Consider the following 22,712-nt stretch of genomic DNA (forward strand, 5'->3'; position numbering starts at 1 on the left):
TTTTATACTCCTTTAGTTGCTGACATTAAATTTTTATCATGTACTTTTTCACCTTGTACCCAGACTTCTCGAATATTTTCTGGTCGTGCTAAATATAAGATTTTTTGGAAAATATCAAGCAATGATTCCCCTGGATTTTTAGGAATTCGTGCTTGTGACAAGCTTGTATTAATAATTTGAACATCCCAAGCATACCCTTTTTCTAATTTCCCAATTGGCAAACTTAGCGCTTGACCACCACCAGCAGTAGCTAAATAAAACGCTTCATTTACTGTAATCCGTGCTGTTTTAACACCTCGTACTTCTGGTTTTTTTGTAGCATCGACACCATCTTCTAACATTCTAGAAGAAATAACTGCTTGCTTTAAATTATCAAAAAGACTTGGTGAAAAACCACCTGAAAGATCACTACCTAAACCAACTTCTACTTGATGTTGATGTACTAATTTTGCAATCGGTGTTACTGCATTGCCAAAATAAGCATTAGAGATTGGGCAGTGTGCCACAGCCGTCCCTGTTTCATGGAATAAATTCATATCTGCTTCTTCTAAAAAGCCTGCATGTGCCATCACTGCTTTTTCTGTTAATAAACCAAAATCATTCAATGCTTGGGCATCATTTTTTCCAAAACGTTCTTGAACAAATTGATGTTCCCAATCACTCTCACTACAATGACTTTGAACATGGACTTGATATTTCGCTGCTAATTCTCCTAATCCTTTAAGTGCTTCCTCTGTACAACTAGGAATGAAACGCGGAGTTACAACGGGATATACGCCTTGTTTTGTTTGCTGCGCTAATGTTTGAATTTCTTGAATAAACCGTTCCGTTTCTTCTAATGCTTGTTGCGTTGTTTGATCACGATAGTACTCAGGATTCTCATTAAGATCATCCATTACAACTTTACCAATTAAGCCACGCTGCCCTTTTTCCGCACAAATCTCTGCCAAACGACGGCTAGCTTCATAATGAATGGTTGCAAAATAAAGGGCTGTTGTTGTCCCATTAGCTAACAATTGGGTTACCAATTCATCATAGACTTGTTGGGCAAATGCTAAATCTGCAAACTTGGACTCCAAAGGAAACGTGTACGTATTCAGCCATTCATACAATGGAATATCCAAGGCGGTCCCAGATTGTGCCCACTGAGGTGCATGGACATGTAAATCAACAAAGCCAGGTAAAAGATAAGAATCTTGGGGCAATTCTTGAAAACGTTGTGCCTCTTTTTGTTCTGCTAGCACAGTTTCATACGCTTCAGCATCTGGTTCAATTATTTCCTGAATTACTCCGGCCTCATCTATACAAAAAAGTGTCTCTTCATAAACTTTAATCTCTTGCAAATTTTTACTAGAAAAACCTGTTCCTTTTATTACAAAATGAAACATTTAATACTCCTCCTTACTATCACATGAAGATTATACATAAACTTTCGCTTAATAACTATAAAAATGTGATTTTTTTTAAAAAAATACGTGTTCAAACAAGCAAAAACCGAACATTCTAAGAATGATTTATTTTTTCTTTGGATAAACAAGAAAACTTTCTATTCTTAAGATTCTTCGGTATACTTGAAGAGAATCGTTAGAACTTTAGGAGGTCCTGAGATGATACAGATCGAACAAATTAGAACAGGTGTTATTCAAGAAAACTGTTATCTTGTTTATAATGAAGAAGCATTATTAATTATTGATCCAGGTGCAGAAGGAGCAAAACTAATTCAAGAAATTACCCGTTTAGGGAAGAAACCAGCCGCTATTTTATTAACACATACTCACTATGATCATATTGGTGCGGTAGAAGAATTGCGCCATCATTATCAAATCCCTGTTTATGTTAGTCCATTAGAACAAGCGTGGCTTTCCAATCCTATTTTGAATCTTTCAGGATTAGGCAGACATGACGATATAGCAAATATTATTGTTCAACCCGCCGAACATGAATTTAAACTAACCGATTATGAAATTGGCGGCATGAAATTTTCCGTAGTCCCAACACCTGGTCATTCAATTGGTAGCGTCAGCTTTGTCTTTGATGATTTTGTTGTTGTTGGGGATGCATTGTTTAAAGGTAGTATTGGTCGTACTGATTTACACACTGGTGATATGCAACAATTATTACACAGCATTACGACCTATCTATTCACTTTACCAGAAGAATTTCCTGTTTATCCAGGCCATGGTGATGCCACGACCATTCAACATGAAAAAGCCACAAACCCATTTTTTAATTAGAGATTTATTCACTATTTAAAGAAACTTAGGAGGAGTAGCAATGACTAAAGCAACGACACTTTATATTATTCGTCACGGAAAAACGATGTTTAATACGATTGGCCGAACCCAAGGCTGGTCAGATACCCCCTTAACCAAACAAGGAGAAGAAGGCATTTATCATTTAGGCTTAGGTCATAGAGACATAGACTTTAAGGAAGCCTATAGTAGTGATAGTGGTCGTGCCATGCAAACCGCTCAGATTATTTTACAAGAACATCAAAACCACCAAAAGATTCCTTACCTAACCGATAAACGGATTCGTGAGTGGTGTTTTGGTTCTTTAGATGGTGGCTATGATGGTGAACTTTGGGGTGTGGTGCCACGCATTTTAGCTTTTAAAAGTTATGAGGACATGATGACCACGAAGATTACCTATCGCGAGTTAGCAAATGCTATTATTGAAGCCGATACGGCTGACTGGGCGGAGCCTTATGAAGTTATCCGTGATCGTGTTTGGTCTGGTTTCGAAGATATCGCTCATCATCGAGAAAAAAATGGTGGCGGCAAAGTCATGGTGGTTTCCCATGGACTAACAATTTCCTTTTTACTTTCCTTAATTGATGCAAGTTTGCCTATGCAGATGGCACTGGAGAATGGTAGCGTGACGACCTTAACTTACGAAAAAGGAACATTTACCATTCAAGGAATTAATGATATTTCTTATATTGAAAAGGGAAAAAAGATCGCTGAAAAGCGCCGTTTATTGTAAAAAAAGAGAAGGCTATCTGTCAAAATGACAGATAACCTTCTCTTTTTGTTTATTCTTTTAAACGTTCTACATTTTTTCTTGAGATTTGAATTTTTTCTAAGGTTTCCTTATAGTTTTTTGCTGCATAAGCAAAAAATAAAACATCGACTACATACAATTGTGCCACCAAGGAAACAGTAGCCGCACTTCTCAATGGCACGTCTTCCCCACTAGAGGTTTGAAGGACGATATCACTTTTTTCACCAATCACTGATTTTTCATCTTGTGTGATACTAATAATAGGAATCCCTTGCTGCTTCGCTAAATCAGCTAAAGTACTTGCTTCTTTATTCGTTCCAGAATTAGAAATAACAATAAAAACACTAGGCTTTTCTGTTGAGCCTAACATAGAAGCAAATAAATGATGATCCAATGTTGTAAATACCGTTCGGCCTAATCGCGTAAACTTTTGATAAATATCTTGAGCAACCAACGAAGAGGCGCCCAACCCATAGACAAAAATTACTTCTGTTTTTTCCAACAAATCAACGGCTTCATTCACTGCGACATCCTCTAATGTCTGACCGCTTCGCTCAACCACATGAACAAAGCGCGCCTGTAACTTTTGTTTAATATCAGCTGTTGATTCCCCTTTAGTAACTTCAGTATACATTTGCTGCTTCATTTGGCCAAGATTTGCAGATAATAAAAGTTTCAACTCTGTGAAGCCATTCACATCCATAGAATGACAAAAGCGAATAATTGCCGCTGGACTTGATCCTGCTTGTTTCGCTAGCTCTTGCGCATTCATTGAAATAACTGTTTCTGTATTTTTTAAAATATATTCTGCGATTTTTCGTTCTGATTTTGGTAATTGTTGTAGACGATCTTGGATAGATAAGACAATATTTTGTTGCATAAACACCCCTCCTGATACACCATTTCCTACGCAATTAAATTTTAACAAAGAAAAAGGGAGAAGCCAAGTTCTCCTTTTTTCTATTTATTATTTAGTTGTTTGCATGTCTTTAGGAATCCCAAAGAATAACGTTGCTACAAAACCACCTGCGTAAGCAGCCAATAAACCTAATACATATGCAAGCCATTGGTTGTTGGCAATTAATGGAATTAAAGCCACCCCACTTGGTCCAATAGCAATCGCACCAACATTACCGAAGGCCCCAATCACCGCACCACCAATACCACCGCCGATACAAGCAGTAATGAATGGACGTCCTAATGGTAAAGTAACTCCGTAGATTAATGGTTCACCAATACCTAAAATCCCAACTGGCAAGGCACCTTTAATCATTTCAACTAATTTTTTATCTGATTTACAACGAATCCATAATGCTAAAGCTGCACCGACTTGTCCCGCACCAGCCATGGCCAGAATTGGTAATAACAAAGTCATCCCTGTTTGATTAATCATTTCAATGTGGATTGGCGTCAAAATTTGATGTAAACCAAACATTACCATTGGCAAGAAGGTTAAACCAAGAGTAAAGCCAGCAACCATGCCACCTTTTTCTAAGACAACATTGATAATACCAACTAAGCCATTAGAAATAGCTCCGGCTACAGGCATGATTAAGAAAATAGTTGCTAAGCCAATCACTAAAAGTGAAATGGTTGGCGTTACGATAATATCAATTGATTCTGGGACAATTTTATGCAATTGTTTTTCTAACAATGATAATAACCATACGGCAAAAATAACACCGATAATTCCGCCTTGTCCTGCAGATAATGTTCCCCCAGTGAAAATATTACTGATTGGTGCATCTGGATTCATTCCTGTCAACATTGTGACTGCCCCAATAACACCACCCAACGCTGGCGTTGCACCAAAAACGCTGGCACTGTTAATCCCAGTGTAAAGAGCTAAATAAGCAAAAATCCCATTTTTAATGATATTTAAGACATCAATATATTGTTGCCATGAAGCTGAAATATCACCAGCAACAACTAAGTTAGACATAACAGCTGCAATCCCGCCAATAATACCAGCCCCAACAAAGGCAGGAATCATCGGAACAAAGATACTAGAAATGGCTTTTAACACTTTTTTAAATGGTGAAGTGTTATTTTGTTTCGCTTTTTGTTGTGCTTTCATTTGAGCGGCTTTTTCTTCTACTAAATCTTTTCCAGATTTTCCTGCTGAAGCATCAGTTGCGGTGTCATGATTAAATGGTTCTCCCAATTTGACACCTGCTTGATCTACCATTTCTTGTGCAACCTTGTTAACAGTCCCTGGACCAACAACTACTTGCAACGTATCATCTTCTACGACGCCCATAACGCCATCAATTTTTTTCAATCCTTCAATATCTACTTTGTCATAATCGCGGATATCCATACGAACACGAGTCATACAATGAATGACTTTGTCCACGTTTTCTTGACCACCAACTTCTTTATAAATCCCATCAGCAATGCGTTTAATTCTTTCTTCTGCCATGTTAAAACACCCTCCTAATTCCTTAATTTAATGTATTCTTGATAAATTGATTCCCGTCAATTAATTTTTGTGTTGCTTCTTCTTTAGTACTATCAGTTAAAATCATTACAATTGCTAACTTCACATTTTCTTCTGCTTCTACAAATTTTAGTTCGGCAACTTCATAACTACAACCCGTTGCTTCCATAATAATCCGTTTGGAACGCTCCACTAATTTTTCATTGGTTGGTTTTACATCAACCATTAAGTTATTGTAGACTTTCCCAATACCAATCATGGAAATAGTTGATAACATATTTAAAATTAATTTTTGAGCTGTCCCAGATTTCAAGCGAGTCGAACCTGTTAAAAATTCAGGTCCTGCATCTACTTCAATCGGCATTTGCGCATATTTACTAATTTCGGCATTTTTATTACATGCCACAGTTGCGGTAGCTGCTCCCACCGTTGTTGCATATTCTAAACCGCCAATTACATAAGGCGTCCGACCACTGGCTGCAATCCCAACAACAATGTCATTTGCTGATAATTTTAGATCAACTAAATCTTGACGACCTAGTTCTTTTGAATCTTCAGCACCTTCTACTGCGACAGTCATTGCTTTTTGACCACCAGCGATGAGGCCTTGAACCATCTCTGGCTCGACGCCAAAAGTTGGTACGCATTCGGCTGCATCTAAGACACCTAACCGACCACTCGTACCAGCGCCCATGTAGATCAAGCGGCCGCCTTGATTGAAGCTTTTGATGATGGCTTCTACCACTGGTTCAATGGCTGCTAATTCTTGACCCACTGCCATTGCAACTTTTTGGTCTTCTTGATTCATTTTTTGTAAAGCTTCTTTGACACTCATCTCATCTAAGCCCATTGTATTTTCATTTCTACGTTCAGTTGTTAAGTTTTCTAAATTCATTCTCTATCGTTCCTTCCGTGACTAGCGTAAATTGATTGCCTGCCTTGATTAACGGCAATATCGTTTGATCTTTTTCAATAATTCGTGTAATCGTATTGACTTTTTCATCTTTCGGCAAGTCCACCAGCGTGACTTGAATTTCTCCCATATAGCGACCATATTTTTCATTATCAATCGTTACGGTTCCCACTGGACGGGCTTCAGTCTGCTCTGACTCAATCGTTGCAATTTCATCTTTTCTGAACATTTCACTCGTTCTTGATAATTCACTTCGCAAAACATCTCTTGCAGCATCTAAACGATTGGTATGAGTCCCAAGTATTCGCTTCAAATAGCGGCTCTCGCTAGGTGCTACTTCTAACAGAAATTGATTGGTTTGGTGATAATAACCAAATTGAGCCATGGTTCGCTCACTAATTGTGGGATCACCAATATAAACAGCATCGACATAAGGATCAGCCATCAAACCAACGGCAGCGGCGAAAGGATTTTGCCCCCGATGTTTTTCTAATGTTGGTAAACCAGCAAAAATTGGGCCTCTTGTTTGCCCATCTCCTGGCACAAAAGTAAAAACTTGTAAGCCTAATTCTTTAAGCCAGCGGTTCTTTTCATTAAAAAATGTTGTTCCAATGCCTGTTTCAGGTCTTGGATAATAATTATGCCAAGCTTCTAAGCGAGAAAAGTCCGCTTGGTGAGCCTTTAACTCAGCCACTTCTTCCAGTGTAATGGTACTAGCATTCAATCCTATATCAATCTTATGTGAAGCATGAGCCATTTGTTCTATCGTAATGCCATAGTCCATCCGAAGGCCAGTTACGCCCAACTCGATTAAAGGCTCTAATTCATCGAAAGAAAAACCCGCTCTTTTTAACGCTTCACCTGAAATATCTACCATAATTTTCATTTTTTCTGCCTTAGCAATTGCCCCTAAATCAGTCAAGCGTTGGCGGTAAAGGGAAGTATCATCTTCTGGAATGTGTAAAGAAGTGAAAATACCATCAAATCCAAGCGCTTTCATCTTTTTGATATAAATAATTGTATCGTTTGTAATCTCTTCACCAAGAAAAACTGAAATACCATACATCTTTTTAGCTCCTCTCTAATACGCTTTCATTATAACTTGTTTGAAATAAAATTTCAACTATTTTTCTAAATATTTTTTAATTCCAAAATAAAATTTTATTTATGTTCAAAAAAAACAGATATTCCTTTATAGAAATATCTGTCTAATGCATTAATTGGCTGTGGCAGAGCCAACTGGTGTACCAGCTGTAACCACGCCAGTTTTCTCTAACGAAAATTGTGCTACTTTATCCATGTTGGTAATAATAACAACCATTTCAGTTCCTTTACCAGCTGCTTTAATTGCTTCTAAATCAGCAATTGCGACCACCGTATCTGCAGTCACTTGGTCGCCTTCTTTCACTTTAATAGTGAACGGTGCCCCGTTTAACTCTACCGTATCGATACCCATGTGTAATAAAATTTCAAGACCGTTTGTCATTTTTAAACCAATGGCATGTTTTGTTTGGAAAACGCTTAAAACTTCTCCTTCAATAGGTGCATAAATTTCACCATTTTCTGGAACTACTGCATAGCCATCTCCCATCATTTTTTGTGAAAAAACAGGATCATTCACTTCACTAATTGGGATAACGGTTCCATTGGCAACGGCATACATTGTATTATTTTCGACAACTTCATTCTTTTTCTTCAAAAATCCAAACATTTCTCTTCCCCCATTTTTTAAAGTATCACTAGTATAGAAAAAAGTTTCATGAATTACAAGTGGCACCTTTGTATAATTCTAAAATTTATTTTAAAATAAGAATTTGCATTGGCATTTACTTTGTCAGCGGGTATACTTATACTTGATGTATTTTGCATTTATTTCAGAAAGGAATGGTGACATGCTTTTTGCTAACCTATGGAAAGCAATTATTCTTGGTATTATCGAAGGAATTACCGAGTGGCTTCCAATTAGTAGTACCGGACATTTAATTTTAGTGGATGAGTTTATTAAACTCGATCTAAGTAAAGATTTTATGGAAATGTTCAACGTCGTTATCCAATTGGGAGCGATTATGGCGGTTGTTATTTTATACTTCCACAAATTGAATCCTTTCTCACCAAAGAAAAATGGCGAAGAGAAAAAAGATACTTGGATTCTTTGGTCTAAAGTCTTAGTCGCTTGTTTACCAGCGGCAGTTATTGGTCTAAAATTTGATGATTATTTAGATGCACATTTTTATAACTTTTTAACAGTATCGATTATGTTAATTGTTTATGGGATTGCTTTTATTATCATTGAAAAACGAAATAAAAATGTTGCACCGAAGTGTACTAATCTAAAAGACTTCACTTATAAAGCCGCTTTAATCGTTGGTGCTTTCCAAGTACTGGCATTAATTCCAGGAACTTCACGTTCAGGAGCGACCATTTTAGGGGCAATCTTAATTGGGGCCTCACGTTTTGTTGCAACAGAGTTTTCATTTTTCTTAGGAATTCCAGTAATGTTTGGAGCAAGTTTTTTAAAAATCTTTAAATTCTTGGCCAAAGGAAATACGTTTGGATCAGAAGAAATCATTATTTTATTAACTGGCTCTATTGTTGCCTTCGTTGTTTCCATCATTGCGATTAAATTCTTATTGAATTACTTGAAGAAAAACGATTTTACAGTTTTCGGTTGGTATCGTGTAATTTTAGGTGCGATTTTAATTGGCTACTGGTTATTCTCATAAAAATAAAACCGTTGCTTTCACTGTCGAAAGCAACGGTTTTATTTTTTTAAATCGCCAAACGTTATTCGCTCAATCCCCTGTTCTTCAAACCACTGACGAACACGAGGATCACAAATCGTTGCTAATTCTTTGCAGCGTAAAGTGGTATAAGAAGAATTGTCTAACACAAATTGATCCAAATACCCAACATCAAAATGCATCTCAGCAATTGCCGATTCCGGCATCCGTAATAAACCAAAGTCATCTTCTAAAAAATTCTCCACTGATACCCCTTCGTGAATATAAGATAACGCGCCAGACTCTAACAAATGTGTCACCTGGAAATAACCTTGTTGCGGTGGATATTCTTTTTCCCCACTATATTTCAGGGTTGTATGAAGTCCATACTCTTCTGCTAATTCTAAAAATACTTGATCAACCACTTCATCACCAATCGAATGGCAATCAAAATGTTCAGGATAATGTCCAGTTAGTTCCTTAAAGTGCGTCAATTGCGCAATCGTTTCAAGTCGTACTTCTTCATATACGAAGGTTACTTGCTTTTGTTGACGATAATAAGAAGAGCGATGAAAATTGCCTTGTTCATCTACCAGTGAAGGAATCATACATGGGTCTGCACAAGGTTTCCCTAATAAAAAATTCGTATGCTGACCTACAAATAAGCCTGGATAATTTTTGCTAACGCAACGGCGTGTTCTGCTGTTGGTAAATTGGGCATCAAAAGTGTCGACGTCGTTAAACCATCGACATAACTTTTGATAATGCCATGATTAATCGCTTCTGACATCCCAAAATCATCAGCATCAATAATTACTTTAACCAACAGCTCCCCCTCTTTTCTTTACGTATTTTTGATGACAATTCCGACAATAATATTAACAGCTGATTCACAATCATTAATCGTGCGCTCAAGCTGATCGTAAACATCTTTCCACTTGATAACTTTTAATAAATCTTTTTCGTTAGTCATCAAATCTTTCATGGCGCTACTGTATAATTTATCGCCTTGAGATTCAATCGTATTCACTTCATCAATCAATGAAACTAACGTTTTAGAATTCTTAAATTTTGCAAATTCCTTCGTTGCTGATTTAACTCCTTCTGTCGCTTTAACAATATAAGCAGTTAATTCTAGCGCGGGCGCAATCATTTCTTCGACAACTAAATGATCAAGTAAATAAGACAAACTATTAATGCTATCGATAATGTTATCTAAGTGATCCGTAATATCGACAATATCTTCTCGATCAATCGGCGTAATAAAGGAAATATAGAGTTCATTTAAAATTTTACGAACAATTTCATCATTCTCTTTTTCCAATTGATGAATCGCTTCTGATTTTTTTACTAAGTTTTCTAATGAATAATTGTCTACAATTTCTTGCAAAACCTTTGCCGCTTCATAAGCATTTGTTGCTAACTGGTTTAATTCTCCAAAATAATCAAATTGTTTTTTACGTGCCATGTTTTTCTCTCCTTAAAAAATTGCAATAAATAATTTTGACATCACATAAGCGATCAGCCCACATCCTGGGAAAGTTAAAATCCATGCTATCAGCATTTCTTTCACGATACGCCAGTCAACACTTGAGATTCGCTTAGAAGCACCTACTCCCATAATCGCTGTCGTTTTTGTATGAGTAGTTGAAACTGGAATCCCAAAAGCCGATGCTAAAAATAAACAAATAGCCGTGCTTAAATCCGCAGTGAAGCCTTGATAGCGTTCAAGCTTTACCATATCCATCCCGACTGATTTAATGATTCTCATGCCGCCCACAGAAGTTCCAATGCCCATTGTAATGGAACACAGAACCATAACCCATAACGGAATCACAAAACCGCCACCTGTTTTTTCGACTAAATTATTATAAAAAAGTACTAACATGAACACGCCCATAAATTTTTGCCCATCTTGCGCACCATGTAAAAAAGCATTAGCTCCTGCACCAAAGGCTTGCCCTACTGTAAAAAATTTGTTGGCTTTTCTTCTAGGCACAGCCGAGAAAGCTTTCACAACAAGTTTGGCAATCAAATAACCGCCGCCAAAGCCCATAACGGTAGAAACAACTAGACCAACAAGCACTTTGATCCATTCCGAGCCATTGACTGCACCCAAACCACCTAATGCCATAGCCGAACCAGTCAAACCGGCAATTAACGCATGGCTTTCACTCGTGGGAATACCAAAATACCACGCAGCAACTGCCCAAACCACAATTGAAAAAAGCGAAGCAGCCAAAGCCACCTGTGAAGCGTTTCCATTTGCGTCAAAACTAACAATGTTGCTAATCGTTTCAGCTACTTGGGCATTAAAAAAGGTCATGACTAATGCACCTAAAAAGTTCATCACAACAGCCATCCAAATTGCGACATTCGGTTTTAACACCCGAGTCGAGACAGCGGTTGCAATTGCGTTCGGCGCATCCGTCCAACCGTTAACAAAAATTACACCCATTACCAAAGTAATCGTTACCAATAATGCAATACTCACAAAGACACCACCATTTTTCATTTATCTATTTTATCATAGCATGTTTTAAAAAAAATGTATGCTTTTTTCTTAAGGCTCTGGCAAATTTTCTTATTTTTTTCTTGAAATTGTCTGTTAAGGAAAAAAACTTGTCGTCTTTTATTGCAATGGAACAATGGATTAGGTATAATGATTACTGTTGAATTACATTGGCTGACCAGTGTAAAACCTAAATCATCGGAGGTGAAACAAATGCCAAATATCGAATCTGCAATCAAACGCGTACGTACAAGTGCTAACGCGAATGCGAAAAATTCATCTCAAACAAACGCAATGCGTACAGCAATCAAGAAATTTGAAGAAGCTGTAGCTGCTGGAGCTGATAACGTCGATGCTTTATACAACGAAGCTGTTAAAGCTGTTGATATGGCTGCAACTAAAGGTTTAATCCATAAAAACAAAGCTAACCGCGATAAAATTCGTTTAAGCAAATTAGCTAAATAATGTGAGATAGAAGTTAGCATTCATGTTAGCTTCTTTTTTCATCAAAAAATGTCCAAGTCTGTTTTCACAAAGACTCGGACATTTTTTTATAAAGGTGAATCAATCCACGGTAAATCTGTTGTGAGATGTTGACTAAATAATTTAGTCTCTTCTCGCAAAGCTAAACGTTGTTGTCGTCTCGTTTCATAATTGGAACAAATCAACTTTTCTTCTGCAGTTTCTGGGACGACTGCCGCTAATTGGAAGTCACTTTCAGGATTCATATGAGACGGAATGGCTACAAAAGTTGTAAAACAAGTCGCCGCTAAATAACGCTCTCCAGTTGTTAAATCTTCTCCTACAACTTTAACAAATACTTCCATCGATTTATGATGCACGCCAGAAACAAACGTTTCAACACACACTGAGTGATTTTCTTTTAAAGGTTTTAAAAAATTCAAGTTATCTAAAGATGCTGTAACTGCCCCTCTCCGACAATGTCGTGAAACGGAAATGGATGCGGCATCATCAATTAAAGACATTAATTTCCCACCAAATAGTGCACCAAAGGGATTTAAATCAAAGGGAAATACACGATGTGTTTGAATCACTCGTGATTCTCGACAAAATTTTTCTTTCGTCATTAACGATTCCTCTACTTTCATTTATAAACTTTTCCACGCTTTACTTTAGCTTACTTTACCATTTGATGCAATCCTTACTTTTTAGGAAACATTTAAAAAATAACAAATTTGCAAGTCCCATTTATTCATTTTTAAGAAAGTTGCTGTATAATAATAACGGTTAAAGAACTTTTAAGGAGATGGATACACATGAAAATTGCAATTGCTGGTGCCGGCGCTATGGGCAGCCGTTTAGGAATTATGTTGCATCAAGGCGGAAATGATGTAACTTTAATCGATCAATGGCCCGCGCACATTGAAGCCATTCGTAAAAATGGTTTAATCGCTGATTTTAATGGAGAAGAAGTTGTCGCAAAACTACCAATCTTCTCACCAGAAGAAATTGACCATCAAAATGAACAAGTTGATTTAATTATTGCTTTAACCAAAGCACAACAATTAGATGCAATGTTTAAAGCGATTCAACCAATGATTACTGAAAAAACGTATGTACTATGTTTATTAAATGGCTTAGGTCATGAAGATGTACTAGAAAAATATGTGCCAAAAGAAAACATCTTGGTTGGCATTACCATGTGGACAGCTGGTTTAGAAGGACCGGGACGTGTTAAACTTTTAGGTGATGGCGAAATTGAATTAGAAAATATTGATCCTTCTGGTAAAAAATTTGCTTTAGAAGTCGTTGATGTCTTCCAAAAAGCTGGTTTAAATCCAAGCTATAGTAGCAATGTTCGCTACTCTATTTGGCGGAAAGCCTGTGTCAATGGTACGCTAAATGGTTTGTGTACAATCCTTGATTGTAATATTGCCGAATTTGGTGCACTACCTGTTAGTGAATCCCTTGTTAAAACATTAATCAGTGAATTTGCAGCAGTCGCAGAAAAAGAAGCCATTCATTTAGATCAAGCAGAAGTCTATACACATATTGCTCAAACTTATGATCCAAACGGTATTGGCTTGCACTATCCGTCTATGTATCAAGATTTAATTAAAAATCATCGTCTCACAGAAATTGATTACATTAATGGTGCTGTTTGGCGCAAAGGACAAAAATACAACGTAGCAACACCTTTCTGTGCCATGTTGACACAGCTTGTTCACGGAAAAGAAGAACTATTAGGAGCTAAATAATAAGAAAGTGCCAGAGACAATCGTTGAATGACGATTGTCTCTGGCACTTTCTTATTTTGCTTGCGCAGTCAATTTTAAAATAAATAATTGGAATAGTAATTCTTTATCCATTTGGCCCGTTTTCATGCGGTAATCATTTTCAACTAATTCATCATAAAGTCTTTCTAATCGAGACAATTCAAATCGTCGGACTTGTTGTAACGCTAACTTGACTCGATAAGGATGAACCTTTAATGTATCAGCGATATTCGCTTGTTGATAGCCCATCTTAGCCAAAATTTTTGTTTGTAGAAAAAGGCGAATCTGATTCAATAAGATTGCATTTAACTTAATGGTTTCTTCTCCTTGTAAAAGTAAATCTTCATACAATTGAACAGCTTTTTCACTGTTTCCAGAAAGTACTTCGTTGGTTAAGTCAAAAACATTATGTTCCAAAGACTTAGGGACTAATTCTTGAACCGCACCTCGTGTAATTGTCTTCGTTTCAAGGGCATATAAATACAGCTTCTGTAATTCTCCCATAATTTTTGATAAGTTCAAGTCTGTCAATTGAAGTAATAAATCAAAAGCATCGGAGCGAATAGTGTACCCTTCGCTCTCAATCGTTTGAGAAATGTACTGACGAATAGCCTTTTCATCCATTGGATTGACGTCAACCACTGTGGCATTTTTTTTCAATGCTTTGGTAACTTTTTTGCGTTCATCTAATTTTTCATATGAGGCCATAAAAACAAGAACAGTTGTTGGTGATGGACTTTCCAAATAATTCAATAAAAGATTGACATCATGTTCCACACCGTTTGTTTTTCTTTCGGCAGTTAAAAAGTAAGGATTTTCCACAAAGACAAGGCGATAATCACCAAAAAACGGAATTGTTTCCGCTTCAGCAATCGCTGCACTTAAAGGTGTTTCCTCCATATCAAATGAGAAAAAGTTAAATTGATCATCCTCTTCCGTCAACAATTCTTTCATCAATGTTGTTTTAAATAATTCAGTTAAATAAAGTTCTGTTCCTATTAATAAATAAACTGGAGCGATTTTTTGCTCTCGCACTTCTTTCAAAGCTTTTTGTAACTCCATTGGCTCGCTCCTTTTCTCGTTTCTCTTGTTTATCCTATCATGTTACTTCTGGAAATACTAGTCTTGTTCTTTAACAAATTTGGCTTTAGAAAGCCCTTGCCAGGGTAACCATTGATAATAAATCATTCCTTGAAGATCTGTCCGATAATAATTTATTTTTTGCTCCTCCAGCGTCGCTAATGTCTCCTGATGAGGATGTTTAAAACGATTATTCAGTCCAGCTGAAATCAATGCTTCTCGCGGATTAAGCTGTTTGATAAATCTTTTAGTAGACGACGTTTTACTACCATGATGACCGACTTTCAAGATGTCGATTTTCAACTGGGGATAGCGAGCCAACACTTGTTCTTCTCCTTCGGCTTCCAAGTCACCAGTAAATAAAAAATGCCGTCCGCCTAATTGTGTGGAAAACACTATCGAGTCATTATTGCCCCCAATACTGCTCTTATTTGGTGATAAAATTTGAAAAGAAACGGGCCCATTAATTCGCTTGGGCGCTAAAATCGGCCGACAGTCTGTCCCGCTTTTTTGGAGTTGTTTCAAGACTTGGCGAAACGAAAAATTGGCTTCAGCTGCTCCTTTAGGAAAATAAAGAACAGAAATTGGAACCTTCTGCGCAATGGCTAATAAATCGCCAAAATGGTCTTCATGTGCGTGTGTGATGATCACTTCATCTAAACGTTTGACTCCTTGACTTTTGAGAAAAGGAATCACTGAATATTCCGCTCCTGATTGACTATTTTTCCGTTGCCGCCAAGCTTCTTTGTCAAAAGACAACCGACCACCTGTATCGATCAGTGTATTTTTTCTGTGAAAAGGCGCTTGGATAAACAAACTATCCCCTTGGCCTACATCGATCATTGCAACAATGCCAATTGGCGAAAGGTATTTACTATTTATCAAAACAATTAGTAGTCCGATTGAGAAAAAAATTTTTTTAGACTTGTCTGCTAAATAAATCATTGAAAGTCCGATTAGTAATAGCAAACTAATTTGTATCCAAGTATTTAAATAGCCGATGGTCAGCTTCGGATTTAAGTGAACTAGCACCCACTCAAATAAGCCATTCATTTTTAAAAATAGCGGTTCGAGCAAGGCTGCTAAATAGCGTGCTGGCATAATAATCACTAGAAAAAAGCTCAACGTCAAAAGCGGTAACAAGAACCGTTCAAAAATTGGTAACAAGAGAAATGTTAAGAAACTTCCTAACAAGGGCCATTCATAAAATGATTGGACTAAAATAGGTAAGGAAGCCACAGCCAATAGGAAAGAGCCTAAACAATTTTTAATGAAAGGCGAAGAATAACCAACCAATGTTTGCTCTAAAAACATCAGAACAAAAGAAAGTAAGTAACTAAATTGACCGCCGACTGAAAAAAAGAGGGTTGGCTGAACAATCAAGTGCACTAAGAGAGTTAAACTCCAACAATCGAGGGCCGGAACCTGCCAATTAAACCGTCGATTGAACGTATTGAGGTTTGTTTGTAAAAGCGCCCGCATGACACTAACTGAGAATCCTGTTAAACCAGCATATATCAGAGAAAAACCGCATTGCCACAAAAAATAACTTTCTTGCGTTTGGCGAGCGATTCTTAGCATCAGCAAGCGAAATAAACGAAGGAAAAAAGAAACATGCATCCCTGACAAACTAAAAAGATGCAAAATGCCTAATGCTGAAAATTTATCGCTTATTTCAGCAAATTCTTCATTACGAAAACCTAAGAGCAACGCATTCATATACATTGCACTAGTCTCAGCAAAATTTTTCTGAATATGTACCATCGCCCACTTCCGCCAGCCGCTAATGATTTCTTTAAACCGCCAAGAAAAAAAGGAACGCGGTTGTCCTATCTCCTCAATGAATAAAATAGCTTCGATTCCTTGATTCTTTAAAAATAGTTGATAATTGAAGCCATTTTTGTTGGTTTGACCTTGGGGCGAGTCTAAAATACCTACAGCGGTTGCCTGAATGGTTGTGGTTAGTTGTTGCCATTGCTGTTTTTCTTTCACACTTTTTAATTGATAAAATGCCATCACTTTCTGCCTTTTGCCTTTTACGATCCAATTGGCAGAAAATTTTACTTGATCACCATCTACTTGTATTTCATCTGGTAATATCGTTAGCTGTCCTGACAAGCGGACTTCTTTAGGCAACAAAGAGACTGGCTTTAACCACTGGAAAATCAATATGCCCCCTACTATTAAAAAACTGCACAAAAAACCTCCCAATATAACAGGAAAACTTTTTGTACAGACAATACGGATAACAGTGATAGAAAAAAGAAGAGCTCCTAATAGACTAGGTGCGAAAAAACACCACAGCCCACAACTAGTCAGTAGAGCTACGAAGAACCAATTATTCCTCAGCTGAGGAAGGATTGTCCTCAAGTGTGGCAAATTCTTCTCCCCATTGTAATTCGGCAAAATATTTTGGTACTAAAGTCACTTTTTCAACCGTGGCTCCTACTTGTTCAATTAAATTTAGGGCGTACGCATCATTACGGTAATCCTTTAAATAATAAATCTTTTTAATCCCTGCTTGTAAAATCATCTTTGTACATTGCAGGCAAGGGAAATGTGTCACATAAATTTCTGCCCCTTCTGTAGGGACGCCAAACTTCGCACATTGTAAAATTGCATTCATTTCTGCGTGGATTGTCCGAACGCAATGATTATCAACAACATAGCATCCTTCATCAATACAATGCGTTCCGCCACTGACTGAACCATTGTAACCTCCTGCAATAATTCGTTTGTCGCGAACAATGGTTGCTCCGACAGTTAACCGTGTGCAAGTACTTCTTAATGATAATAAGACGCTTTGTCCCATAAAATATTGGTCCCATGGAATTCGTTCCATAATAAACCTCCTTTATTTTTAATGACTCCTGTGTTCGATTTGCCAAATCATTTAATCTTATTACAAATAGTATGTTATCCGCATCCCATAGTCAAGAATTCTCAGGAATTTTCTGTTAAAAGTTAGCCAGTCACTGTCAACATGTCTTTTAAACGTTCTACTGTTTTCTCTCCAATACCTGGAACATTTTTCAGTTCCTCGACGGTTTTAAACGGTCCTTGTTCGTCACGAAAGCGAATAATCTCTTGTGCTTTTTTCGCACCGATTCCTGAAATCGTTTGTAGCTCTGCTTCTGTTGCCGTATTAAGGTTGATTTTTTCCTCCTGATTTTGCTGAGCAGGTGCTGATTCCTGCAGCGTTTCTAATGACTGTGCCATTGCTTCTCCTTTTTTGGGCACGTAAATAATCATTTGATCTTTTACTTTTTGCGCGTAATTGACCTGGGCAGTATCAGCTTCCTCGCTCACGCCTCCAGCTAAAGCTAAAGCATCCCAAATCCGCTGCTGAGTTTTTAGTTGATAGATTCCTGGTACTTTCACTGCGCCTTTAATATCAACATAGATCATTGTTTCTGCCCTTTCTTTTGTAGCATCTGTGGCGACCTCTGCCGTAGTGGTCAAACTTGTCTCCTCCCACATTGTGGTGTCTACTTGTGGCTCCTTATTAACCATCAAATAAATGCCCACTAATAGAGTTATCAAAATAACTATAGACGCACCACTACCTAGCAATAGCCACTTTTTGGGTAACTGTTTCAACCAATCCATCGTTTGTCCTCCCTTCAAAATATAATTACGCATTTTTTAACAAAAAAATGCGCCTGGACCAAAAATCACTAGTAATTTTTGGCCCAGGCGTACTTTTATTTTAATTTTTCTAGATAGTTCAAGGCATCTTGAACCGTTTTTACTGGGACAATTTTCATTTTTGTCCCAATTTTTTTCGCAGCTTCTTGTGCTTCTTGATAATTCGATTTGATTTTCGGCTCAACTTTTTTCATTTCTGAAGTTATTTCATCATCGGGTGCAAAGAAAATTTCTGCGCCGTTCTCACTGGCAGTTACAACTTTTTTGTCAATGCCTCCGATTCTACCAACGATTCCTTGACTGTTCATCGTACCTGTTCCAGCAATTTCATGACCTTTACGTAAATCTTTATGACTTAATTGTTCATAGGTCTGCAAAGTAAACATTAAACCAGCCGATGGCCCACCAATATCACCCGCTTCAATAGATACTGGGATAGAAGAATCAATTTCTGTATGATCGGTCAAACCAATACCAATCCCCGCTTTTTTATCTGTTGGCAATTCAATTAATTTGCCGGTCGCTTCTTTTGCTTTGCCATCTTGAATAAATTGAACAGTGACTTTTTGATTCACTTTTTGTGCTTTAATGTAATTCATTAATTCTTCACTGCTTTTAAAAGATTTGCCATCCACGCCTGTCACGGTATCGCCAACTTCAATTTTTCCTTTAAAACTTGAGTTGTCTTCCATCGCTAACACATAGACGCCTTTAAATTTCATCTCATATGGAACCTTCGCTAATTTTAAGGCTTGCTCAATTGCGGCGTTTTTTGAGGAATCCATATAGTATTGTTGAATTCGATTATATTCGCTATTACTACTATCTCCCATTAATTCTTTTTTGGACATGACTTCTTGAAAATCCGAAAAGTTTGCTTTTATGGCAGAAAAAATAGTGGCCGAACGAATGCCCACCGTTGTTAAATAAAAAGCACCAGACTGCGTATCTTTTTTTCCATCAACAGTTACAAACTCTTTTAAATTTTCTGTCGTTCCTGGTCCTTCAATATAATAAGGAATTGGGACGATAAACAAACCAATTAGCAGCAATGCCAATACCATTGGAATGAGTGATTTAAACGAAAATTTTTCTGTTTTTTTATTCATAATTTTAGCTCCAGTCATTCTTCTTTTGTTTTAACGCATGATAAATATTGGGAGGAAGATAGTCAGACACATCGCCCCCAAAACGTAAAACTTCTTTTAGTAAACTGGAACTTACATGTGCATATGGTTCTTCTGCTAATAGAAAAACCGTTTCAATTTCTGGCGCCAGATGTTGATTCATTTTAGCAATGTCTTTCTCGTACTCGTAGTCTTTGACGTTTCTAATGCCACGAATCAAAAAATTAGCCCCTAATGATTTTGCACTTTCCACAGTTAACTGGGTTTCTTGCATGATAACACGCACATTTGGCATTTCTTTAGTTGCTTCTTCAATTAAATATTTTTTCTCTTCTGGCGTAAATAATGTTTGCTTACTTGTATTTATAAAAACGCCAATAATGACTTCGTCAAATAACTTCGCACTGCGTTCAATCAAATTTAAATGACCATTTGTCATCGGATCAAAACTTCCGGGAAATAGAGCAATTTTACGCATCTTACGCCTCCTGACGATAAATCGTTACTTGAGTGATTCCGTAAACGGTTTCTCTTGTTTTTTCTAGTGTACCAATCGTTTCTGGTAACTTGACAGTTTTATCTGTTTCACAAACGATAACGGCTTCGTTTGTTAATAACTGCTGTTCTAACATCTTTTCTAATTGTGAAACAATTTCTTGTTTGGCATAGGGCGGATCCAATAAGACCAAATCAAATTGTAGCTTCTCTTCATAAAACTGTTCTAAGGCACGATTAGCATCCATTTTTCTAACTTCAAATTTTTCTGGTTCTTTTGTAATCGCAATATTTTCTTTAATTACTTTTAGTGCAGCAAAATTCTTTTCAATACAAATACTTTTATCCATTCCACGAGAAACGGCTTCAATCGCTAACCCGCCACTTCCTGAATATAAATCCAGCGCCATTCCACCATCGAAATATGGACCAATCATATTAAAAATAGATTCTTTTACTTTATCTGTTGTGGGCCTAGTATTGTCGCCATCTAACGCTTTCAAGCGCCGGCCACCATATTCTCCAGAAATAACACGCATTGTTTCGACTCCTTTATCAATCATTCTTTTATAATTCATTATAACAAAAAGAGTGAAAAATGTTTGAAATTTCTCATAACATTTCTCACTCTTTTGCATTAGACATTCTCCGCTAAGCGAATCTCTGTAGATAATTCCTCTACTACATAGCCATCGTCTTCTTGTTCTTGATAAGCCGCTTTGGTACCAATTTTTTCAGCAAAATTCATTTCGACATCTGGTCGATACGATTTATCGACACTACGAACAAAATGTAACTGATTAATTTTTTCCATGTTACTTTCAATATTTTCTTCATTCATGTAAATCACCACATATTTCATTTTTCGTGAAACATAGTGAATCAGTCCATATCGGCGTAACTGTTTTAACGGTTTTAATGTGTATACCCAAACAATTAGGCAACGACGCTCTTGAAGCGTAAATTCTTTTTCTTCTTTAGCTTGCATGGCAGCTTCCTCCACAACCTGAATGTTTCTTTCCTCGTTCAAAGAAAGGATTTCCAGCATCTACTTTAATATCTTCAGAAATTAGTTGCGCAATCTTTAAACCAATTGTATCTAGCAACGTTTGAACGTTTGTCTCAGCAAAACGATAATTTGCAACGATTTCATTTAAATCAAGCGCCCGCTTCGCTTTACGTAGGGCTCGTTGTTTCTCTCGAAAATCGGGTGCATGAATTCCATAAGCTTCTACTCGTTCAAAGGCTGACTTAGCTTCTAAAAATGCTTTTTGTAACTGAGCAACTTCCGCCGAAGCATACATAGCTTTTTTTGTTTCTTTATAGTTTTGAACAGCATCACTTTCTAAAAGTGCTGAAATTAAACATTCTGTTTGATCTTCAATTGCAAATAAATGTTCTGTTACAATCATAACTTTTCACTACTCTCCGTGATTTGCCTATTTTCTGGTCGTTTCTCTAATAAGACTAACACACCTTCGTTGGAAAAGGCAACGCCCAATTCTGTCGTTTCTGACTCAGCAAAATAGCTATCATATTGCGGGTCCGAAAACCATGACAAAATAGTAAAGGTACTATCATAAACAGGTTCTTGGAAAATACCTGCTGGTTCTCTCAACGAAAGTTTGCTCGTTTTAACTAATAAAGAAAATTCGTCCTTAGTCAAATGAAAGGGATGAATGGCTGTATGTTCCTCTCTCGTTTGTAACAATTCTGCTTGTCGATTTGCCGACAAAATTGTTGGTGTATGGTTAGCCATCGTTTGATACAATGTTTGGGCATCTTTTTGACTTTGTGTAGAAACTGAAAAAGCAGCTTGGTTTTCTTGCTGTTTAACCAGATTCATGACATAAATTGCTTGGTTACTTTGAACAGGATCGAAGGTCATTGACTGCGTTATATCAACTGGCAAAGGAGAACCTTCATTTAATTGATACGGCATTTCCGTGAGCAACGTTTCTTTATTGACATAATTAACTGCCATTAAACCGCCTGTCCGCTGATTAAAAAATAACACCGCAAAACTGCCATTATCAAAAGCAACCAGTGGTCGATAGTTCATATCTTCTTCCATCAGCTCGACATCGTAAGCTTCATGATGAAAATTAAATGCAAAATTCGAATAAATCGTCATTAAATCAGACAAGTCAGCAAGCTTCATATCTATTTTAAACGGTTCTATCATTTTGTCATTGTTAAAGGCCTTAATTGCGATGACTTTATTTTCTCGAACGTTGACTTCTAAGTAATCATTCATCGTCAAACCGAACGTCCATAATTCATACGTACGACCTGTTTTAATTTTTTCTTTAGGATTGCCAAACTGGCGGATAAAGGTTTCCACATCTTTCCCTATGTATGCTGCGTAGCCAGAAGCTGGCAATTCTTCATGAGGAACAGCGGTGTGAGCGCTGGATAAGCGCCCACTTTGAGCTGTTTCGGTTGGTTTTTCAGCAGGGAAAAAAACTGGCTCTAAATATCCAATGAGTAGTACTGTTAAAAAAACAGCAGTAAAGGCCCAAAATCGCTTCATTTTT

The 22,712-nt window shown here is 37.1% G+C and carries 24 protein-coding genes and 1 pseudogene; 5 read left to right on the top strand and 20 right to left on the bottom strand.

From position 1 onward, the window contains the following. Positions 1–2: 2 nt before the first annotated feature. Positions 3–1,388: a guanine deaminase gene (gene guaD / locus IGL23_RS09420; RefSeq protein WP_002388316.1), complete on the bottom strand. Its 1,386-nt coding sequence runs from the start codon at positions 1,386–1,388 to the stop codon at positions 3–5. A gap of 219 nt (positions 1,389–1,607) precedes the next feature. Here guaD and IGL23_RS09425 point away from each other — a divergent pair, with 219 nt between their 5' ends. Beyond that, complete coding sequence (locus IGL23_RS09425; RefSeq protein ID WP_002356716.1) at positions 1,608–2,234, top strand: MBL fold metallo-hydrolase; 627 nt, start codon at positions 1,608–1,610, stop codon at positions 2,232–2,234. 40 nt (positions 2,235–2,274) lie between these two features. Next, positions 2,275–2,985, top strand: coding sequence for a histidine phosphatase family protein (locus IGL23_RS09430; RefSeq protein ID WP_033594485.1), 711 nt, complete (start codon positions 2,275–2,277; stop codon positions 2,983–2,985). Positions 2,986–3,034: 49 nt separating this feature from the next. Here IGL23_RS09430 and IGL23_RS09435 read toward each other — a convergent pair whose 3' ends face one another. The 5 genes from IGL23_RS09435 to IGL23_RS09455 form a co-directional block, all read right to left on the bottom strand. Continuing rightward, a complete protein-coding gene (locus IGL23_RS09435; RefSeq protein WP_002382748.1) occupies positions 3,035–3,883 on the bottom strand; it encodes a MurR/RpiR family transcriptional regulator in 849 nt (282 codons plus the stop codon). An 87-nt stretch (positions 3,884–3,970) separates the two neighbouring features. Continuing rightward, positions 3,971–5,425: a PTS transporter subunit EIIC gene (locus IGL23_RS09440; protein ID WP_002356713.1), complete on the bottom strand. Its 1,455-nt coding sequence runs from the start codon at positions 5,423–5,425 to the stop codon at positions 3,971–3,973. 22 nt (positions 5,426–5,447) lie between these two features. Further along, on the bottom strand, positions 5,448–6,338 hold the full coding sequence (murQ, locus tag IGL23_RS09445) for an N-acetylmuramic acid 6-phosphate etherase (protein ID WP_002356712.1): 891 nt from the start codon (positions 6,336–6,338) through the stop codon (positions 5,448–5,450). Continuing rightward, the gene (locus IGL23_RS09450; RefSeq protein WP_002364446.1) at positions 6,313–7,422 is read right to left on the bottom strand and encodes a DUF871 domain-containing protein; all 1,110 of its coding nucleotides are present in this window, start codon (positions 7,420–7,422) and stop codon (positions 6,313–6,315) included. The genes murQ and IGL23_RS09450 overlap by 26 nt, the downstream gene beginning before the upstream one ends. A gap of 150 nt (positions 7,423–7,572) precedes the next feature. After that, positions 7,573–8,133: a PTS sugar transporter subunit IIA gene (locus IGL23_RS09455; protein WP_002380597.1), complete on the bottom strand. Its 561-nt coding sequence runs from the start codon at positions 8,131–8,133 to the stop codon at positions 7,573–7,575. 115 nt (positions 8,134–8,248) lie between these two features. Between IGL23_RS09455 and IGL23_RS09460 the strand changes: the two genes are divergently transcribed. After that, a complete protein-coding gene (locus IGL23_RS09460) occupies positions 8,249–9,079 on the top strand; it encodes an undecaprenyl-diphosphate phosphatase (RefSeq protein ID WP_002356708.1) in 831 nt (276 codons plus the stop codon). A 38-nt stretch (positions 9,080–9,117) separates the two neighbouring features. Here IGL23_RS09460 and IGL23_RS09465 read toward each other — a convergent pair. The 3 genes and pseudogenes from IGL23_RS09465 to IGL23_RS09475 form a co-directional block, all read right to left on the bottom strand. Beyond that, positions 9,118–9,902, bottom strand: a pseudogene (locus tag IGL23_RS09465) (ChbG/HpnK family deacetylase). Between the two features lie 18 nt (positions 9,903–9,920). Then, positions 9,921–10,544 carry a DUF47 domain-containing protein gene (locus IGL23_RS09470; RefSeq protein WP_002356705.1) on the bottom strand — a complete coding sequence of 208 codons (624 nt, stop codon included), beginning with the start codon at positions 10,542–10,544 and terminating at the stop codon, positions 9,921–9,923. 12 nt (positions 10,545–10,556) lie between these two features. Beyond that, entirely contained in the window at positions 10,557–11,591 is a 1,035-nt protein-coding gene (locus tag IGL23_RS09475; RefSeq protein ID WP_002356704.1) for an inorganic phosphate transporter, read from the bottom strand. Positions 11,592–11,801: 210 nt separating this feature from the next. On the opposite strand from IGL23_RS09475, the gene rpsT reads away from it, so the two are divergent. Then, a complete protein-coding gene (gene rpsT, locus IGL23_RS09480) occupies positions 11,802–12,053 on the top strand; it encodes a 30S ribosomal protein S20 (RefSeq protein ID WP_002356703.1) in 252 nt (83 codons plus the stop codon). Positions 12,054–12,139: 86 nt separating this feature from the next. Here the strand turns inward: rpsT and IGL23_RS09485 are convergent, their stop codons facing one another. Beyond that, the gene (locus IGL23_RS09485; protein ID WP_002382741.1) at positions 12,140–12,697 is read right to left on the bottom strand and encodes an acyl-CoA thioesterase; all 558 of its coding nucleotides are present in this window, start codon (positions 12,695–12,697) and stop codon (positions 12,140–12,142) included. Between the two features lie 168 nt (positions 12,698–12,865). On the opposite strand from IGL23_RS09485, the gene IGL23_RS09490 reads away from it, so the two are divergent. Next, on the top strand, positions 12,866–13,807 hold the full coding sequence (locus tag IGL23_RS09490) for a ketopantoate reductase family protein (protein ID WP_033594484.1): 942 nt from the start codon (positions 12,866–12,868) through the stop codon (positions 13,805–13,807). A 51-nt stretch (positions 13,808–13,858) separates the two neighbouring features. Here IGL23_RS09490 and holA read toward each other — a convergent pair whose 3' ends face one another. The 10 genes from holA to IGL23_RS09540 all read right to left on the bottom strand — a co-directional run bounded on the left by holA (position 13,859) and on the right by IGL23_RS09540 (position 22,708). After that, entirely contained in the window at positions 13,859–14,887 is a 1,029-nt protein-coding gene (holA, locus tag IGL23_RS09495; RefSeq protein WP_002364451.1) for a DNA polymerase III subunit delta, read from the bottom strand. A gap of 57 nt (positions 14,888–14,944) precedes the next feature. Continuing rightward, complete coding sequence (locus IGL23_RS09500; protein ID WP_161634298.1) at positions 14,945–17,209, bottom strand: DNA internalization-related competence protein ComEC/Rec2; 2,265 nt, start codon at positions 17,207–17,209, stop codon at positions 14,945–14,947. A gap of 34 nt (positions 17,210–17,243) precedes the next feature. Next, on the bottom strand, positions 17,244–17,747 hold the full coding sequence (locus tag IGL23_RS09505; protein WP_002356697.1) for a ComE operon protein 2: 504 nt from the start codon (positions 17,745–17,747) through the stop codon (positions 17,244–17,246). Positions 17,748–17,869: 122 nt separating this feature from the next. After that, entirely contained in the window at positions 17,870–18,547 is a 678-nt protein-coding gene (locus IGL23_RS09510; protein ID WP_033594480.1) for a helix-hairpin-helix domain-containing protein, read from the bottom strand. A 62-nt stretch (positions 18,548–18,609) separates the two neighbouring features. Then, entirely contained in the window at positions 18,610–19,680 is a 1,071-nt protein-coding gene (locus IGL23_RS09515; protein WP_002382735.1) for a SepM family pheromone-processing serine protease, read from the bottom strand. Continuing rightward, positions 19,667–20,158 (bottom strand): pantetheine-phosphate adenylyltransferase, encoded by a 492-nt coding sequence (gene coaD / locus IGL23_RS09520; protein ID WP_002356693.1) that lies wholly within the window; start codon positions 20,156–20,158, stop codon positions 19,667–19,669. Before coaD ends, IGL23_RS09515 begins: the two co-directional genes overlap by 14 nt. Position 20,159: 1 nt before the next feature. Next, on the bottom strand, positions 20,160–20,753 hold the full coding sequence (rsmD, locus tag IGL23_RS09525) for a 16S rRNA (guanine(966)-N(2))-methyltransferase RsmD (RefSeq protein WP_080279850.1): 594 nt from the start codon (positions 20,751–20,753) through the stop codon (positions 20,160–20,162). A 59-nt stretch (positions 20,754–20,812) separates the two neighbouring features. After that, positions 20,813–21,163, bottom strand: coding sequence for a YlbG family protein (locus IGL23_RS09530; RefSeq protein WP_002359714.1), 351 nt, complete (start codon positions 21,161–21,163; stop codon positions 20,813–20,815). Then, complete coding sequence (locus tag IGL23_RS09535; protein WP_002356689.1) at positions 21,153–21,587, bottom strand: YlbF family regulator; 435 nt, start codon at positions 21,585–21,587, stop codon at positions 21,153–21,155. Before IGL23_RS09535 ends, IGL23_RS09530 begins: the two co-directional genes overlap by 11 nt. Further along, a complete protein-coding gene (locus IGL23_RS09540; protein ID WP_002379682.1) occupies positions 21,584–22,708 on the bottom strand; it encodes a CAP-associated domain-containing protein in 1,125 nt (374 codons plus the stop codon). Before IGL23_RS09540 ends, IGL23_RS09535 begins: the two co-directional genes overlap by 4 nt. Positions 22,709–22,712: the final 4 nt, after the last annotated feature.

Origin of the sequence: Enterococcus sp. MSG3299, from assembly GCF_050555765.1 — a bacterium.
Lineage (GTDB): Bacteria > Bacillota > Bacilli > Lactobacillales > Enterococcaceae > Enterococcus > Enterococcus faecalis.